General features: G+C 66.6%; 15 protein-coding genes. 5 read left to right on the top strand and 10 right to left on the bottom strand.

Annotated elements, in window-relative coordinates; genetic code table 11:
• The 3 genes from KY49_RS10830 (at position 1) to KY49_RS10820 (ending at position 7,037) form a co-directional block, all read left to right on the top strand.
• Positions 1 to 897: an MBL fold metallo-hydrolase gene (locus KY49_RS10830; RefSeq protein WP_042584693.1), complete on the top strand. Its 897-nt coding sequence runs from the start codon at positions 1 to 3 to the stop codon at positions 895 to 897.
• Between the two features lie 147 nt (positions 898 to 1,044).
• A complete protein-coding gene (locus KY49_RS10825) occupies positions 1,045 to 4,893 on the top strand; it encodes an AMP-binding protein (RefSeq protein WP_042584692.1) in 3,849 nt (1,282 codons plus the stop codon).
• An 11-nt stretch (positions 4,894 to 4,904) separates the two neighbouring features.
• The gene (locus tag KY49_RS10820; protein ID WP_042584691.1) at positions 4,905 to 7,037 is read left to right on the top strand and encodes an AprA-related methyltransferase; all 2,133 of its coding nucleotides are present in this window, start codon (positions 4,905 to 4,907) and stop codon (positions 7,035 to 7,037) included.
• An 83-nt stretch (positions 7,038 to 7,120) separates the two neighbouring features.
• Here the strand turns inward: KY49_RS10820 and KY49_RS37065 are convergent, their stop codons facing one another.
• On the bottom strand, positions 7,121 to 7,477 hold the full coding sequence (locus KY49_RS37065; protein WP_139253309.1) for a protealysin inhibitor emfourin: 357 nt from the start codon (positions 7,475 to 7,477) through the stop codon (positions 7,121 to 7,123).
• A 50-nt stretch (positions 7,478 to 7,527) separates the two neighbouring features.
• A complete protein-coding gene (locus KY49_RS10810; RefSeq protein ID WP_042584689.1) occupies positions 7,528 to 8,571 on the bottom strand; it encodes a M4 family metallopeptidase in 1,044 nt (347 codons plus the stop codon).
• A 482-nt stretch (positions 8,572 to 9,053) separates the two neighbouring features.
• Between KY49_RS10810 and KY49_RS10805 the strand changes: the two genes are divergently transcribed.
• A complete protein-coding gene (locus tag KY49_RS10805; protein ID WP_042584688.1) occupies positions 9,054 to 9,485 on the top strand; it encodes a hypothetical protein in 432 nt (143 codons plus the stop codon).
• Here KY49_RS10805 and KY49_RS10800 read toward each other — a convergent pair.
• The 6 genes from KY49_RS10800 to KY49_RS10775 all read right to left on the bottom strand — a co-directional run bounded on the left by KY49_RS10800 (position 9,482) and on the right by KY49_RS10775 (position 14,069).
• Complete coding sequence (locus tag KY49_RS10800; protein WP_042584687.1) at positions 9,482 to 10,117, bottom strand: LysE family translocator; 636 nt, start codon at positions 10,115 to 10,117, stop codon at positions 9,482 to 9,484. The two genes, KY49_RS10805 and KY49_RS10800, sit on opposite strands and share 4 nt — an antisense overlap.
• A gap of 71 nt (positions 10,118 to 10,188) precedes the next feature.
• Positions 10,189 to 11,577: a uracil-xanthine permease family protein gene (locus KY49_RS10795; protein WP_042584686.1), complete on the bottom strand. Its 1,389-nt coding sequence runs from the start codon at positions 11,575 to 11,577 to the stop codon at positions 10,189 to 10,191.
• Between the two features lie 130 nt (positions 11,578 to 11,707).
• Positions 11,708 to 12,058, bottom strand: a complete 351-nt coding sequence (locus KY49_RS39230) for a LysR family transcriptional regulator (RefSeq protein WP_042584685.1) — start codon at positions 12,056 to 12,058, stop codon at positions 11,708 to 11,710.
• Between the two features lie 109 nt (positions 12,059 to 12,167).
• Positions 12,168 to 12,671, bottom strand: coding sequence for a NuoB/complex I 20 kDa subunit family protein (locus KY49_RS10785; RefSeq protein ID WP_042584684.1), 504 nt, complete (start codon positions 12,669 to 12,671; stop codon positions 12,168 to 12,170).
• Entirely contained in the window at positions 12,668 to 13,189 is a 522-nt protein-coding gene (locus KY49_RS10780; RefSeq protein ID WP_042584683.1) for a pyridoxamine 5'-phosphate oxidase family protein, read from the bottom strand. Before KY49_RS10780 ends, KY49_RS10785 begins: the two co-directional genes overlap by 4 nt.
• A gap of 259 nt (positions 13,190 to 13,448) precedes the next feature.
• Positions 13,449 to 14,069: a LysE/ArgO family amino acid transporter gene (locus tag KY49_RS10775; protein ID WP_042584682.1), complete on the bottom strand. Its 621-nt coding sequence runs from the start codon at positions 14,067 to 14,069 to the stop codon at positions 13,449 to 13,451.
• Between the two features lie 100 nt (positions 14,070 to 14,169).
• Between KY49_RS10775 and KY49_RS10770 the strand changes: the two genes are divergently transcribed.
• Positions 14,170 to 15,063 carry a LysR family transcriptional regulator ArgP gene (locus tag KY49_RS10770; RefSeq protein WP_042584681.1) on the top strand — a complete coding sequence of 298 codons (894 nt, stop codon included), beginning with the start codon at positions 14,170 to 14,172 and terminating at the stop codon, positions 15,061 to 15,063.
• 66 nt (positions 15,064 to 15,129) lie between these two features.
• On the opposite strand, the gene fnr is transcribed toward KY49_RS10770, so the two are convergent.
• Positions 15,130 to 15,876, bottom strand: a complete 747-nt coding sequence (gene fnr / locus KY49_RS10765; protein ID WP_010093341.1) for a fumarate/nitrate reduction transcriptional regulator Fnr — start codon at positions 15,874 to 15,876, stop codon at positions 15,130 to 15,132.
• A 145-nt stretch (positions 15,877 to 16,021) separates the two neighbouring features.
• The gene (locus KY49_RS10760; RefSeq protein ID WP_042584680.1) at positions 16,022 to 16,489 is read right to left on the bottom strand and encodes a universal stress protein; all 468 of its coding nucleotides are present in this window, start codon (positions 16,487 to 16,489) and stop codon (positions 16,022 to 16,024) included.
• Between the last annotated feature and the right edge of the window lie 632 nt (positions 16,490 to 17,121).

Below are 17,121 nucleotides of genomic sequence, written 5' to 3'. Positions count from 1 at the left end.
ATGCTGAACGATTCCCCCGGGTGGATCGATTCGCGGCTGGCACTCGTCGGCACGGCGGACGTGCCGCTGTACGTGATCGTCAACGACGAGGCCGCGACGCTGATCGAGGGCGGCCTGAGCGGCATGACGGAGCTCGTGTGGCGGCAGCTTCACGATGTGCTGCGGGACTTCGGCGGCATCCGGCATCTGCGCTACTGGTTCGTGACCCACTCGCACTACGACCATTGCAGCCTGCTGATGACGCTCAAGTCGCGCATGCCGTGGCTCCACGTATCCGGATCGCCCGACACGTTCGATGCCTTCCAGAGTCCGTCGGCCTGCCGAACCATCCGCCAGCTCGACGCGCACGCGTCGCAGTCCTGGGATCCCCCCGTCGACATCGATTTCACCGAGTTGCCCGAGCTGCCGTTCTACCCCGTCAATGCGGGCAAGCGGCTCGACATCGGCGGCGGCATGGAGATTCAGGCGATCGCGCTCCCGGGCCACAGCCGTTGCCAGTTCGGCTACTACTGCCCGCAGCTGGACATCGCTTTCGTGTCGGATGCGCTCGGCGAGTTTCACGGGCCCGCCACCTGGCTGCCGCTGGTCTTTGAGGACCTGTTCGCGTATCGGCACTCGCTGGACGTCGTCGAGCAGCTGGAGGCGCCGCGGCTCGCGCTGGGGCACCACGGCATCCTCACGGGCGAGCTCGCCCGATCGGCGGTGCGGCATGCGCGCGCCTGCCTCGATGCGCGCGAGGCCGACGCGGGCGCGGTGCGCGGCAACGCGGCCGCCGCGCATGAGCTAGCTCACGAATGGACTGCGCGTTACGCGGCAAGGAGCGAAAGAGTGGTGCCGCGTTCCCTGCATCTCAAAAGCATGATGCGCATGATCGATCTGTTCCATCGCGCCGGATAGCCGTATCCGGATGTCCGCGTGCGACAGGCGGCGACAAGCGATCGAAACGATCGAGACGCCGCCTTCGGATTCCCGCCGCAGCAACCCATGGGCGACGGCCGGCGCCGGGCCGCTGCTCGCTGTTTTCATTTCTCTTCCGACGACATCATGACCACTGCGACCTTGCCGACCACGCTTAGCGAACTGCTTCAGAACCGGGCCGCCACGCTCGGCGACCAAACCGCCTACGTGTTCCTGAGCGGCCCGCCCGAACAGGAGCAGGCCGACTCGATGACCTTCGCGGAGCTCGACGCACGCGCCCGCCGGGTTGCCGCGCTGCTGCAACGGAACGCGGTCGATCTCGGCGACCGGGTCCTGCTGCTGTGCCGGCCGGGGCTCGACTATGTCAGCGCCTTCATGGGGTGCCTGTATGCGGGCGCCGTCGCGGTGCCCGCCTACCCGCCGCGCAACAAGCAACATATGGTGCGGATCGCCGGCATCGTCAGGAATGCCGGCGCGAACACGATTCTGTGCTCGCCCGACGACCTGGAACGTTGCACGACATGGATCGCCGATACCGAAGCGTCCGGCAGCACGCTGCTCGACGTCGGTGCCGCCGAAGCGGTGCCGCCCCTGCACGCGCCGGCCGGCGTGCCGCCGTCCCACGTCGCCTTCCTGCAATACACGTCGGGGACCACCGGCACGCCCAAGGGCGTGATGGTCTCGCACGGCAACCTGATGCATAACCTGGGGATGCTGCGCGAATGGTTCGCCTATGACGAGCGGAGCACGATGGTCAGCTGGCTGCCGCCGTACCACGACATGGGCCTGATCGGCGTGATCCTGACGTCGCTCTACGGCGGCTTCCGGAGTGTCCTGATGGCCCCGGAGCGCTTCATCCAGCATCCGTACCTGTGGTTGCGCGCCATCAGCGAATATCGCGCGGATCTGACGGGCGCGCCGGATTTTGCGTACCGGATGGCCTGCAGGCGAATCTCCGACGAACAATTGGCGACGCTCGACCTGTCATGTATTCGGACCGCCTATAACGGCGCCGAATCCGTGCGCGCCGGCACCTTGTCGGATTTCGCCAAGCGCTTCGCCGCCGCGGGCTTCTCCGCCGGGAGCTTTCGACCGTGCTACGGGCTGGCGGAGGGGACGCTGTTCGTCGCCGGCCGCACGGCGCAGCAGCCGATCAGGACGGTTTGCGCCGACCAGGCCGCCCTCCAGCGGCAATCCGTGGTGATCCGCGGCGAGTTCGCGGGGGTCTCGCCGGCGCCGCTGGATCGCCCGGGCGAACGGGTGCTGGTCAGCGTGGGCCGCCCCGCCGGCGACCAACGCGTGGTCGTGCGTGATCTGGAGACGAACGGGCATTGCGTCGACGGGACCATCGGCGAAATCTGCGTGGCCGGCCCAAGCGTCGCCGCCGGATACTGGCAACTGGACGAGCAGACGCAATCGACCTTCCGGCACACGCTGGCGGGCAATCCGGATCAGGCGTTCATGCGGACCGGCGATCTCGGCTTCATGCTCGGCGGCGAGCTTTACGTCACCGGCCGGCTCAAGGACATGGTCATCCTGGCCGGCCGCAACTACTACTCGGAAGACATCGAATACGCGCTGATCGTCGGCGTGCCGGAACTGGTGCCGAACGGCTGCGCGGCCTTCATGGACGACCAGGTCGACGCGGAGCGCCTGATCGTCGTGGCGGAAGTCGAGCGCACGCAGCGCAAGGGCAATCTCGACGGCTTCATCGACGCGATTCGCCAGGCGATCTGGAACCGCCTCGACATCGGCCCGAGTGCGATCGTGCTGGTGTCGCCCGGCAGCGTGCCGAAAACGTCGAGCGGCAAGGTGCGCCGCAGCACGTGCCGCACGCAGCTGCGCGACGGCGAGCTGACGATCCTCGCGCAGTGGGACGTCGAGACCGGTGCGCATACGCCGACGCCGGAGCGCCGGCCGCCGGATCGCCGGCCGCCCGATCGCCGGCAACCCGCGCGCCCGGCCGCCGCCATCGACGCGCCGCCGGCCGACGGTCGCCGGCAGCATGCCGCCTCCACCGTCGACGAACTGAACGACTGGCTCAGGCACTACGCGCGCACGCGGATCGATTCGCGCACCATCGACGAGCGTCGCACGATCCCGCCGCACGTCGTGCTCGATTTCGGGAACCAGGGCCTCCTCGGCATGCCGATCGACCGTTCGTACGGCGGCCTTGGCTTCACGCATCGCGACACGTTGCGCGTGATCTCGCAACTGGCCGCGATCGATTCGACACTGGCTTTCTTCGTCGGCCTGAACAACACGCTCGGGATCCTGCCGATCATGCAGCATGCCCAGGCGCCATTGCGCGACGAATTGTTGCCGAGCCTCGCAAGCGGCCGGATGCTCGCCGCCTTCGCGATGAGCGAGCCGGCCGCGGGGTCCCATCCGCGCGCGATCACCTCCCGCGCGCAGCGCATCGACTCCGGCGACTGGCTGGTTTCCGGGAACAAGAGCTGGTGCGGCTCGTCCGCGTGGGCGGGGATCGTCAACGTGTTCGCCAGGCAGGCCGACGGCGCCGGGATGGTCGGATTGGCGGTGCGCCCCGGCACGCCGGGCGTGCGGATCGGCGCCGAGGAACTGACGATGGGCGTGCGCGGCATGATCCAGAATTCGCTGCATCTGGATCGGGCGCGCATCAGCGATGCATACCGGCTCGGCGGCATCGGACAGGGGATGTCCGTCGCGCAGCAGGCAATGAACATCGCGCGCCTCGCCATCGCGGCCGTCTGCCTGGGCGGCATGAAACGTTGCGCGCAGTTGATGCATCGATACGGGGCGCGGCGCCGGATCGGCACCGGCCTGCTGCTGGACAATCCGCTGAGCCGCCTGCGCCTGGGCGAGCTGCGGCACCGCATCGACGGGCTTGGTGTGCTGGTCGAGCATCTTGCCGCCGAGCTGGACCTCGGCGTCGCGGTGCCCGAGGACTGCCTGCTGATTTCGAAGATTCTCGGCTCCGAGCTGCTGTCGCAATCGGCCGACGAGATGATGCAGTTCCTCGGCGGCCGGGGCTATGTCGAAACCAACCTGGCGCCGCAGATCTTCCGGGACGCGCGCCTGACCCGCATCTTCGAGGGGCCGACCGAAACGCTGCTGGTTCACCTGGGCAGCCGTCTGCTCAACGGGAGCGACGATCTGCTGCGTTATCTGGAGACTGCGCTGGGCGCCGGCGTGCTGGCGAGGGAGCTGCGCCAACTGGGCGAGCAGCTGGCGCAGGACGGGCTCGCCAATGCGTCGAAGCTCGACGGCGCCGCCCACGCCGCCGTCTGGGTCAATTACTGGCTCGGTACGGTCGCGCAATGGGGCTTGCTGCTGGCGGTGATCGAACGCGCGGCCGCGCAGCAGCGCATCGACGACGGGGCGCTGCGCTGGGCGCAGAGCCAGTATGAACTCGCGATCGAGGCGGCCCAGCGGCAGGTCGGCCTGCGCTCCGCGCTGTCCACGACGGCGGAATTGAACGCCTGGGCCGAGCGCAACGGGGTCGAGATCGGCTCGATCGAACAGACGATCCCGGGCGCAAGCCAATCCGTCGATTCGTTGCTGGTCGCCGAGGCCGGTGCGCGTTCGGTTTCCCGCGAGCCCGACGAGGCCGCCGGCGAAGACGTCGCTTCGGTGGCGGGCCTGATCGCGCCGGATCCGGCGAGCCGGATCGATCGCGAGCGGGTCGCCTCCGTCGAGCAATGGCTCATCGCGTGGCTGGGCGAGCGCCTCAAGCACCGCAAGCTTCGATTGACGCGCGAGTCGACGTTCGCCGAGATCGGCTTCGACTCGATCCTCGCCGTCGAAATGACGATGGTATTCAGCGAGACGTTCAGCGTGACCGTCGATCCGTCGGCGGTCTGGGATTACCCGTCCATTCGCGCGCTGTCCGCCCATCTCGCGCCCCGGATTCACGGCGCCGCGCCGGCGGCGGCCGTTGCGCACGCCGATTCGGACGCGCCCTCGCCCATTGCAGCCCAACCTTCGACCTTGTGAGATCGACCAACATGCAGACCCGATTCGACTTTGGTGAATCCCCCACCGCGCTGGCCCGGCAGCTCGAACACTATCTCGACGCGTATCCCAACGAAGCGCGCGCCTTGCTCGGCCTGTCGGCCGGTACCGCGATCGGCGTGGAGGTGCTCGACAAGGCGTTGCCGATCAGGCTCGAGCAACACACGCACGCGGCGACGCTGCGCATCGGCCGGCGCGACGCGCAGCGCGTGATGGCCTATACGCGCAGCTGCAACTGGGCGAACGGCATCGTGCTGGTGCCGACGCTGGCGCGCCTGGTGTTTGCCGGTGCATTCCGTGGCCTGCGGGCCGGGACGCCCCGCGCGATGCGCGCGTTCGCGATGTCCCGCCAGTCCGACCCGACCCGCAACCTGGGGGTGCTGTGGGGCGCGCTGAACCTGTTGAGCCTGGCCGGCTGGCTGACCCTCGATCGCGGCGACGAAGACGCCGAATATGCGCTCACACCGGCCGGCGAATATGTGGTCGCGTGCGTCGAGCGCACCCGGCCGCTGTTCGAGCAATTGGCGAATGCCACGTCGGTGCTCCAGCATCTGCACGCGCTGTGTCATCGAAAACGCACGGCGGCCGACGACAGCGTGCTGTATGCGCAGCTCGCGCGGATCTGCATCGCGGGCTGGCCGGAGCTGCCGGCCCCGGCCAGCGATCTGGAGCGCCGGGTGAATGGCCAGCTGCGCACGGCGATGGACGGCCTGCTGCTCGGTCCGACCTGGGTCGCGCTCGATATGCCGGTGTTCGACAAGCAGCCGGACGGCCAGTATTCGCAGACGGCGCCCGGCATCTTCGACAAGCTCGACGAGCAGCCCGGCGGGGTCGCGGTCGGCGCGTGGATGCATGCGGACCCCGTCGTCCTGTACGCCGCGTGGTCGCTGATGTGCAAGTTCGGCATGGCGGAAATCGATCGGGAAAAGGTGCGCCTCACCGAGTCGGGCCGGATTCACCGGCCGATCGCCGCCCCTTACGCGGGGTTGCCCGCGTCCTATTTGCGTTCGTATGCACTGCTCGACGAACTCCTGTTCGGCAATCCCGATCCGCTCGACATCGATAGCGACGGCCATATCGATCGCGTGATGAACGTGTATGCGTCGAGCGGCGCCGGCTCGGGGCCGGCGTCGCAGGAAATCACGACGAAAATCCTGCGCGAGCTGTTCGACGACACGCCGCTGGATCGCCAGCCGGCCGGCATCGCCGACATGGGCTGCGGCGACGGCAGCGCGGTGAAGCGCCTGGCCGAATACGTGATCAACTCGACGCGGCGCGGCCAGCATCTCGCGGACTATCCGCTGCTCGTGATCGGCGCGGACTACAACGAATCCGCGCGAGGCCGGGCCGCCGCCACCTTGTCCGCGCTGAAGGACGTACCCGGCGTGCAGGTGCGCGTGATCGCCGCCGACATTTCCCAGCCCGACCGCTACGACGAAGCGGTGGCCGAAAGCGGCCTGACCGTCAGGCAGCCGGACGGCAGCGTGCGCCCGGTGCGGCTGAGCGATCTGCTGCATACCTTCATGTTCCTGGTCCACAACCGCCGGTTGAGCATCCGGCGCGAGGAGGCGGCCGAAGCGATACTCGAGCGCCATCTCCGCCTCGTCGATCGATCCAGCCTGCGCGCGGTCGTCGACCAGTACTATCCGGGCCTCCTGACGGTATCGGACCAGGCCGAATACCCGGTTGCGCTCGACGACATCAAGCGTGCGTTCAAGGTGGCGTACAGCGATGCGGAGGGCCTCGTGCCCGGTTATGTGGCGGCGGCGGATCTGATCGATTTCCTGACCCGCTGGAAGCGCCACGCGAAGCACGGCTTTCTCATCGTCGAAGGACATAGTCCGTGGGCGGAGAATCTCTGCGCGAACACGCAGGGCGGACCGGAAGGGTGGTTGCGCACCGAGCAGCTGCCGTCGGTGTTCAATTGGGGCATGCATTTCGTGTCGCGCCAGTTCATGGCGCCGTTCAACGAATTCATGCTCGCGTTGACGCTGGCCGGCCTGCGTCCCGGCAGCCCGATCCATGGGCGGATTCATCCGGAGGGGTTCCCGGGGCTGGACCTGCTGAGCGATTACCGCTTTTTCAGTATTGCAAACTACGTTGCCGATATCGGGATGAATCGCTAGGCGGGCCCGGGCGCAGTGTTCGCGGCGCAGGCCAGGGTGCGCGGCGCGCGGCGCTGAACGCGCAGGCGTGCGCCGCCGGCCTGCTATGGTGCCCCACGTGAACGAACCCAATCGGCCAGTTCGTCCAGTGCCGCCGGGTGTCCGTCCTGATCGGCGAATGCGACGGTACGCTCGGGGCATCCGGGCAACTTCACGGTAAGTCGATACGTAAAGGCATCGGGAAACGGGAGATTCACGGCGCCGGTGGCCTGATGTTCGAGGCGCGCATTCGCGACGAGTTCTTCCAGCCTCTGCCGCTCATCGGCTGTCAATCGGTCAACGTCGACGCGCACCTTGGGCCGGTAGGTCGGAATCTGTCCGCCTGATCGCTCGACTTCGATGTACGAAGGTTCGGTGGTTGGCATGATCTGGGCGCGCAGTGGTGGAGGCAGGGTGCCCATGATGACCCGTCACGTCGGTTCATGGACATCCCTGCCCGGCCATGCCGTGGTTAAAGCCCAACGGTCGTCCACGCGTCATCGACCGCCGTCGCCGCGGCGGCGCCGTACTTCTTCGCGATGTCGCGCGTTGCGGCGGCGGCATCGGCGAACTGCGACTGCGACGAAAGCCGTGTGGTGAGGGTTTCGTACCAGATCTTTCCGGTGACCTCCCACGAGTTTCCGCCGATCGCCACTGCCGCGAGGTAGAACGCGCGGTTGGGGATGCCGGAATTGATGTGCACGCCGCCGTTGTCTGCGGTGCCGTGATAGTAGCCGCTCATGTCGGCGGGCTGCGGGTCCTTGCCGAGATCAGGGTCGTCGTACGCCGTTCCCGGGGCCTTCATGGAGCGCAGTGCGGTGCGATTGGTGCCGTCTTTCGGGATCAGCAGGCCTGCGCCTATGAGCCAGTCCGCCGTGGTCACATCCTGCTTGAGGATGTACTGCTTGACCATCGTCCCGAACACGTCGGACATCGATTCGTTGAGCGCACCGGGCTGGTCGTGGTACTCGAGCTGTGCCGTGAACTGCGTGACGCCGTGGGTGAGTTCGTGTGCGACGACATCGAGGCATTTGGTGAAGCGGTCGAAGAGTTGCCCGTCTCCGTCACCGTAAACCATTTGCTGGCCGTTCCAGAAGGCGTTGTCGAAACTCTTCCCGTAGTGAATGGTCGAGTCGAGCCGCATGCCCTTTCCATCGACCGAATTGCGACCGAAATTCTCCCGATAGAAGTTGTACGTGTCGCCGCTGTAATCGAACGCCTCGTTGACGGGCACGGGGAAACTGCCCGTCGAGGTCTCGCTGCGCAGCAGGTGGCCGGGCAGCGCTGCTTTATGTTGTGCGTCATAGATCGTCCGGCGCAGTACACCGGGCGAAACCCCCGCGAACGCGAATTGCCCGATGCCCGTGCGCATGCCGCGCATCAGTCCTTGCAGGTGTAGATTTTCCAGTGCGCGTTGTTTCAGTCCCGGGTCGTTCGTATTCGTCGCAATATGTTCAAGGATGTGCGGCGGGATAATGAAGCAATGGCCGTGCGGGCACGTTGCATGAGTGCACATAAATCCTCCATGTGGAGAAACGATCAGGTGCGCAATTCAGGCGCACATTTGCAGCAGCCTTTTAAATTCCGACAATTGCGTCGCTGCAATAAGGCTAGTAGCCCCATTCGGCCGTTTCTGTCAGCATTTTCCCGAGCCGCTTGCCCGAGTTTCTGGCATTGATTTTGCGACGTCGATATTTACGCTGTTTTCTTTTATGTGGAATCCGTAAACAACGTGCGCAATGAGATTGTCGATATGAGGGGCGTCAAAATAATGTCAAAGGGAAAATATGCCCGGATTCGGGCGCCGGAGCGTGCGTGCGCGTCTCCGGCGCAAAACGTCACGACGCCGACGTCTGGAGCGATTGCTCGTCGACGGCGCGCGCCTGCACGACGAAGTTCGACAAGTGATGGAAATTAAAGCGCCGCGCCGGCCGTGCGCGGCCTGCCGACCGGATCGACCGCAAGCTCGTCATCGTCGCGGCCAACGCGGCGCTCGCGTTGCTGACGCTGCTGCAACTCACCGACAGGCTGCAGCTGGTGCATCTGTGCGCGTCCAACGTGTGCACGTCGGCGGTCGGCACATTTCGGATACCTGCGTATTGGGCGTCGATCAATTCGATCGTCGCGGGCGTTGCGGCGACGCTGTGCGTATTCAGGGAGCTGGGACACCTCGGCGCGGCGTCCGCCGAGCCGGCGCGACGGAACCGGCCGTTGCTGCGCGACGTGCTGCCGGGCGTCACGAGTGCGCTGCGCGTCTTCGAAGCGGAGCCGCTGATGCTCGGGTACGTGATGACCCAGAGCGCGCTGATCTCGCGCGCGACGATGACGATCGTCGTCGCGGTGGGCGTGCTGCCGTGCGCGTGCACGTTCGCGCTTCCACGCATGCGGCGGATCGACCTGCTGGTGCCGGATGAAGCGAGATTCGGCTAGTTTCCCGCGTTGCGCCGATACAGGCTCAGCGCCACGGCCAACCCCGCCAGCATGCCGGCGCAGCCGCGATTGAGCCATTGCAATGCACGCCCGGACAGCGCTTTCATCGCATGGTGACCGCCGATTGCGTACACGCACATCAGTGCGATGTCGATCAGTGCGGTCGTGATCGCAAGCGTGACGTACTGCGGCGCGACAGCCGCGCGCGCATGAATGAACTGCGGCAGAAAGGCGGAGAAGAACAGCAGGCCTTTGGGATTGGACAGCGCGACCAGCAGCGAACGCCTGAAGGCGGACCAGCCGTCATGTGCCGCGACCGTCTCCGTTTTTTCGGGGCGAGCGAGCGTCGCCGGCGCGCGCCAGAGCGCCCACGCGAGATACAGCAGATAGGCGGCGCCGATCCATTTCACCGCGGCGAACAACTGCTCCGATGCCTGCAGGATTGCGCCGAGGCCGCAGCCCACGGCGCCGATCAGGATCAGATCGGACAGGGCGGCGCCGGCGATGCCATAGGCCGCGACGCGCAGGCCGCGCGTCGCGCCGTTGTTCAGCGCCAGCAGCATCGTGGGGCCGGGCGTGATGGTGATGGCCGAGACCGTGACCGCGTACAGCAGAAGTGTCGTTGAATCCACGTTTCGGCTCCGGAATGGATGAATAAGCGTCGATCTGCGCGGCCCGCTATCCCGGCCGCGCCGTCAGTTCGTCACTTCTTCTCCGGCAAGAACCAGTTCATCACCAGCGCACAGATGCCGCCCGTGGCGACGCCCGATTCCAGCACGTTCTTGAGCGCATGCGGCAGGCAGGCGAGGATCTCCGGCACCTGCGACACGCCGAGGCCCAGCGCCAGCGACACCGCGATGATCAGCAGCGCGCGGCGATCCAGCCGGATACCCGCGAGGATGTTGATACCGGACGCGGCCACTGCGCCGAACATCACCATCGCGGCGCCGCCGAGCACGGGCTCGGGCACGGCCTGCAGCACGCCGGCCACCGGCGGGAACAGGCCCAGCACGACGAGCATGCCCGCGATCCAGAGGCCGACGTGGCGGCTCGCGATGCCGGTGAGCTGGATCACGCCGTTGTTTTGCGCGAACACGGAACTGGGGAAGGTATTGAACACGCCGGCCAGCAGCGAGTTGGCGCCGTTCACCAGCACGCCGCCCTTGATGCGCTGCATCCACAGCGGGCCTTCGACGGGCTGCTTCGAGATCTTGCTGGTGGCGGTGACGTCGCCGATCGCCTCGAGCGACGTGACGAGGTAGATGATCAGCATCGGCACGAACAGCGGCCACGAGAACCCGATGCCGAAGTGCAGCGGAGTCGGGATCTGGAACAGCGCGGCTTCGTGCGCGCCGGTGAAGTCGAGCCGGCCCATGAACGCGGCCGCGAGATAGCCGACCGCGAGCGCGATGACGAGCGCGGTGCTGCGCACCCAGACGACGGGCACCCGGTTCAGCAGGATGATGGTGCCGAGGACGAGCCCGGAGAGCGTCAGGTTGTCGACGCTGGCGAAGGTGCCCTTGGCCATCGCGCCGTAGCCGCCGCCCATGCTGACGAGGCCGACCTTGATCAGCGTGAGGCCGATCAGCAGCACCACGATGCCGGTGACCAGCGGCGTGATGAGGCGCTTGATGAACGGCAGGATGCGCGACACGCCCATCTCGACGAACGAGCCGGCGATCACGACGCCGAAGATGGCGGCCATCACGGTCTCGACCGGGGTGCCTTGCTTGACCATCAGGCTGCCGCCGGCGATCAGCGGGCCGACGAAGTTGAAGCTGGTGCCCTGCACGATCAGCAGGCCCGCGCCGAGCGGGCCGAAGCGCCGGCACTGGACGAAGGTCGCGATCCCGGAGATCACCAGCGACATCGACACGATCAGCGTCGTGTCGCGGCTGGGCACGCCGAGGGCCTGGCAGATCAGCAGGCCCGGCGTGACGATCGGCACCAGGATCGCCAGCAGGTGCTGCAGGGCGGCGACGAAGGCGACGGTCGGGGCCGGCCGGTCGTCGGGGCCGTAGACGAGATCGCGGGCGGGCTCGGCGTCGTCGGCGCCATGGGAAGCGGGTTGGTCGAGGGAGGCGGGTTGCATGGCGGAGCGGCCGGTCGGGATGGAAAGTGCAGGATTTTAACGGGAAGGCCCGCCACCCTCCCGGAACGGCCGCCGGACGGTCAGTGCGCGCCGGCCGCGCCCGGATGACGCGAACGGGCGGCGAGCGCCGTCACGCGGGCGGCGAATGGGGCGCCAGAGCGTCGAAGAATGCGACCGCATGGTCGATGAACGTCCGCACCTTGGCGGGCAGCAGCGTGCGCGAGCTGTACGCGAGGCGCAGCTCGGTCGCGGCGTCGACGATCCTGAACGAATCGAGCACGCGGACGAGCCGGCCGGACGCCAGATCGTCCTGGACCAGCGGGCTCGGCAGCAAGAACAGCCGGATGCCGAGTCGCTTCTCGAGCCCCGCGATCGCGCGCGACACCACCGGCGCGGAAAGTCCGAGGATATCCGCCGCGCGCCTGAAGCTGCGCGCTTCGACGACCGAGCAGAAGATCCGTAAGCTATCGATGTACTCCATTGCAGACCGTAGAGAAGTGCGTCGCGAAAGGGGCGGCAACAGGTCCGCTTGCGCGAATTTTATCGCCTGTTGCTTGCGGAGCCTTCGCCGGATGACGACGCCGATTCACTCACCGCCGCTCAAATACGCGCGGCTGGCTGTGGGTGCTTTGCTCCATGATCTTGCGTTGCAGCTGCATCAATCCATAGATCAATGCCTCGGCAGTCGGCGGGCAGCCCGGAACGTAGACGTCCACCGGCACGATCCGGTCGCAGCCGCGCACCACCGAGTAGCTGTAGTGATAGTAGCCCCCGCCGTTGGCGCACGATCCCATCGACACGACGTATCGCGGTTCGGCCATTTGATCGTAGACCTTGCGCATGGCCGGAGCCATCTTGTTGGTCAATGTGCCGGAAACGATCATCAGGTCGCATTGTCGCGGTGATGCGCGAGGGATCATGCCAAAGCGATCCATGTCATATCGAGCCCCCGCCGCATGCATCATTTCGACCGCGCAGCATGCGAGACCGAACGTCATGTACCAAAGGCTGTTCGTCCGCGCGGCCGCCAGGACGGCCTCGAGCGAGGTCACGATGAAGCCGTCCTTCTCCAGCGTGAATGGTTGATCGATCATGGCTGGAAAGTCGAGATCGGTTGCCCGCCATCGGTCGGAAACGTTTGATGTGCTTGCCAGTCGCCGTCCTTCCGAGTCAGCCGAACCGAGTTGAGGCCCAGTGGCGCGGGCGCAACCCCGCGCACGCGCGACCACAGTTCAACCCAGGCCGGCTCACAGGTGACGGTGATCACGTAGGGGTCATCCGGCCCGTTTGGGAACCAGGTGCGTAGCGATTCCTTCCAGATGCGCTGCTTCAGCGCAGTATCCGCGGAGGTTTTCGGGGCGGCGCCGATCGTTACGTATCCTCGGTCAGCCATGCTGAGGAAGGACAGGCTGATCGTCTTCCCTTGGCGAATCTCCAGCGCCTTGCGCGTTCTCGAGTCGGTCATGAAACGAATCGTGAGATCCGTCCCGATCTCCAGAATCTCGACTACCCTGGAGTTGATCTGGCCGGATGCGTCGTTCGAAGACACAAAACAGAAGGTGCAGTTGCTGACGATTTCGTGCGCGTGTTGAAGGAGCTGACTTGCATTCATGGCGATGTCCGGCAGGGTTTCGGGAAGACCTCGAAAACCAACGAAACTTGACTCAGCGTCACGCTGGCGTATTACATGCACAATGTACAATTGTATACGTCGTGCATGTTTTTGGCAACATGCAGCTGGTCAAGGCCGGCGTCAGGCCGTCGAATGCTCGCCGTCGACCGCCACGACCGCATTCACCCGGATGCCGTGGCGGGCCCGGGCCTGCGCGAGCGAACACGCAAGCTGCGCGAGGTGGCGCGCGGCTGACGCATCACCGCAACTGCACGGCCGCCAGAAACAGCACCATGCTGCCGATCGCGCCGTCGAGCACGCGCCACGCAACCGCCTTGCGGAACCACGGCGCGAGCAGCCGCGCACCGTACCCGAGGCCGAGGAACCACACGACGCTGGTCGCCATCGCGCCGATCGCGAACGCGAGCCGCGCGCCTTCCGGCTCGCGCGCGCCGGCCGTGCCGATCAGCAGGAACGTGTCGAGATAGACGTGCGGGTTGAGCCACGTGAACGCGAGCGTCATCAGCACGACCGCGAGCCCGCTCTGCGGCGGCGGTGCGACGCCGTCGCCGCGCACGTCGAGCGTCGCGTGCCCCGGCTTGAATGCGCGCCGCAACGCGTTGAGGCCGAACCACGCGAGATAGGCGAGGCCGACGTACAGCACCGCGTGGACGAACGTCGGATAGCGTTCGACGAGCACCGACGCGCCGCCGACGCCCGCGCCGATCAGGATCATGTCGGACAGCGCGCACAGCAGCACGATCTTGCCGATGTGCGCGCGCATGATGCCCTGACGGAGCACGAACACGTTCTGCGCGCCGATGGTGACGATGAGCGACGCGCACAGCGCCGCGCCGTGGGAAAAAGCGAGCCAGTTCATGATGGGGGCAGCAGTAGACGAAAGAATCGAGTGACGCTAGTCTGCGGGGACTGACCGGCTAAGAAAAGCTAAATCAGCTAATGGTGATTAAGGAAATCTGATGCTCGACTATGCATTGCTCGACGCGCTCGCGGCGGTGATCCGGCACGGCTCGTTCGAACGGGCGGCGAAGGAGCTGAACGTCACGCCGTCGGCGGTGTCGCAGCGCGTGAAACTGCTCGAGGAGCGCGTCGGCAGCGTGCTCGTGAAGCGCGGGCAGCCGTGCGTCGCGACCACCTCCGGCGCGCTGCTGTGCCGCCATACCGAGCGCGTGCAGCTGCTCGAAGCGGAGCTGTCCGGGCGGATGCCCGCGCTGCCGGGCGCGCTCGCTGCCGACTGGCCGACGTTGCGCGTCGCGGTCAACGACGACAGCGTCGCGACGTGGTTCATCGACGCGGTGGCGCCGTTCTGCGCGGAGCGCGAGACGCTGCTCGATCTCGTGATCGACGATCAGGACCACACCGCGGCGCGCATCCGCGACGGCAGCGTGCAGGGCGCGGTGACCGCGCAGGCCGAGCCGATCCAGGGCTGCCGCTCGACGCGGCTCGGGCGCATCCGCTATCACGCCGTGTGTTCGCCGGCGTTCCATGCGCGCTATTTCAGCGCGGGGATCAATCGCGACGCGCTGCGCCGCGCGCCGTGCGTGATGTTCAATCCGAAGGACGGGTTGCAGGCGCGCTTCATCCGGCGCGTGACGCGCGCGGACCTCGATCCGCCGCAGCACTGGATACCGCACGTCGCGGGCTATCTGCGCGCGTGCGAAACGGGGCTGGGATGGGGGATGTGTCCGGACCGGATGATCGAGCGCCAGCTGGCGGCGGGGGAGCTCATCGAGATGTCGGCGGGGCGCACCGTCGACATCGAGCTGTACTGGCAGAGCTGGCGCCTGTCGATCGGCTGGCTCGACGATTTCAGCGCGGCGCTCAAGGCGCGGGCCGCGCTGTTTCTCGATTGATGCGCGAGCGGTGACGCATCGCGCGTTGCGGTCGGCCGCACGCGGTGCGCGCGGCCGGGTTCCGGGTCACACGTGGCGCAGGCCGTCGAAGTCGACGATGTGCACGAGGCGGCCGTGCATTTCGATCAGGCCGCGCTTCTGGAATTTCGACAGCGTGCGGCTGACCGTTTCGAGCGTCATGCCGAGGTAGCTGCCGATGTCCTCGCGGGTCATCCGCAGGTTGAATTCCGTCGGCGAATAGCCGCGCTTCAGGTAGCGCGACGACACGTCGAGCAGGAACGCGGCGACCCGCTCCTCGGCGTTCAGCGAACCGAGCAGCATCGTCTGCGACGTTTCGCGCACGATCTGCTCGCTCATCAGCTTGTGCATGCGCAGCTGCATCGAGCCGGCTTCGGAGCACAGCGACTTGAGCGCGCTGTAAGGAATCACGCAGACGGAGCTGTCTTCGAGCGCGACCGCGGTGCGCGGGTGCGTGTCGTCGCAGATGCCGTCGAGGCCGAGCGCTTCGCCCGCGAGATGCAGGCCGGTGACTTGCTCGCGGCCGTCGTGACGCGTCGCGACGGTCTTCAGCGAACCCGAGCGCACCGCGTACAGATTGTCGAAGGCGTCGCCTTCGCGGAACAGCGCTTCGCCGCGCTTGACCGCGCGCGCGGCGCAGATGACCGTCTCGAGGCGGCTGAGCGCTTCGGGCGCCAGGCCCTGCGGCATGCACAGGTGCCGCATCGCGCACGACGAGCAGTGCGCAGCCTGGCGCGGTGCCCAGCTGGCGGTGTGAGTCGTGGCGGCGTGGCGTGTGGCGACGGGCGTCAACATGATCGGTTTCTCCGGCGTTGAATCGACGGAATCATTGTCCCACCGCAAGTTGGTGGCGGTCGGGTGACAAAACGTCGCGATTCGTTATAGGCATGTAGGCATGACCGGCGGCGCGACGGCGTCCGCTGCGCGCGCCGGCCGGGGCTCAGTTCGATTGCTCGCCGGCGTGCGCGGCGGCGGGAATCAGCAGCACGGGCAGCGACGCGTGCCGCACGCATTGCTCGGCGATGCTGCCGAGCACGAGCCGGCGGAAGCCGCGACGGCCATGCGTGCCGAGCACGAGCAGGTCGGCGCCGAATGCGCTCGCGCCTTCGAGGATCAGCGACGAGACATCCGCGAGCGACGTCGCTTCGGCGAACCGCGCCTCGCCCTTCACGCCGGCGGCCTGCATCCGCTGCGTGTATTCCTTCGCGAGCGCGTTGCCCTGCTCGACGAGCTGATCGCGCAGCACGGACGGATCGTAGCCGGGCACGTTGTAGTAGATCGCGGCGTTCTCGACGACGTAATACGGCTGCAGCTGCGCGCCGTGTGCTTGCGCGAGCGCAAGCGCGGCATCGAACGCGTGGCGGGAGGTATCGCTGCCGTCGACGGCAACCAGAATGCGCTTGTACATGGTTTCTCCGAGATGCGGGTTGAAAAGGAACCGGCCGGAGGCCGGTTGCACGGCGCGCTGCTGCGACGCAGGTTAAACGAATGCCGGCGACCTTGCAGTGCCGTCGGCCGTGCAGCGCGACGCCGACGTCGGTTGCGATCGGGCGAGTCGCGGCCGATTGCGCCGCGGTGCCGTCGCTGGACGATGAGCACGTCGGTGTTGGGTGCCTGCGCAACGATCGCCGGACCGGCATTGCGCGGGCTTCGCCATTGAAGCGTAAATGACGTCACGCGACCTGACGTCGATCAAACGATGTGCACGTTGGAACCGCGCGGCGACATGCCGGATGCGGCGCGGACATGCTAGGGTCTGTTTACATACGGAACGCACATGCGTTGCCACGAGAACGGCCGCTCGCGAGGCGCGCGACGCCGCGAATACTGGACGTATTCGCAAGGAGCGCAACGCGGCGAGCGGCCGTTCTCGTGGCAACCCCAAACTTAAATTTCATTCCACGGGAATGCCCGAAATCGCCCGTATGGCGGCGTCGCGCGTCGCTTGTTTGGCTCGGCCAAACGGCGCTCCTTGCTCCTTGCCCTACGAGCGATTTCGGGCATTCGCATGTGCGTTCCGTATGTAAACAGACCCTAGGA

The sequence above is a fragment of the Burkholderia sp. MSHR3999 genome (assembly GCF_000833595.1).
Classification (GTDB): domain Bacteria; phylum Pseudomonadota; class Gammaproteobacteria; order Burkholderiales; family Burkholderiaceae; genus Burkholderia; species Burkholderia ubonensis.
The sequence above is the reverse complement of the archived record's forward strand: the minus strand, read 5'-3'. Positions and strand labels throughout refer to the sequence as shown.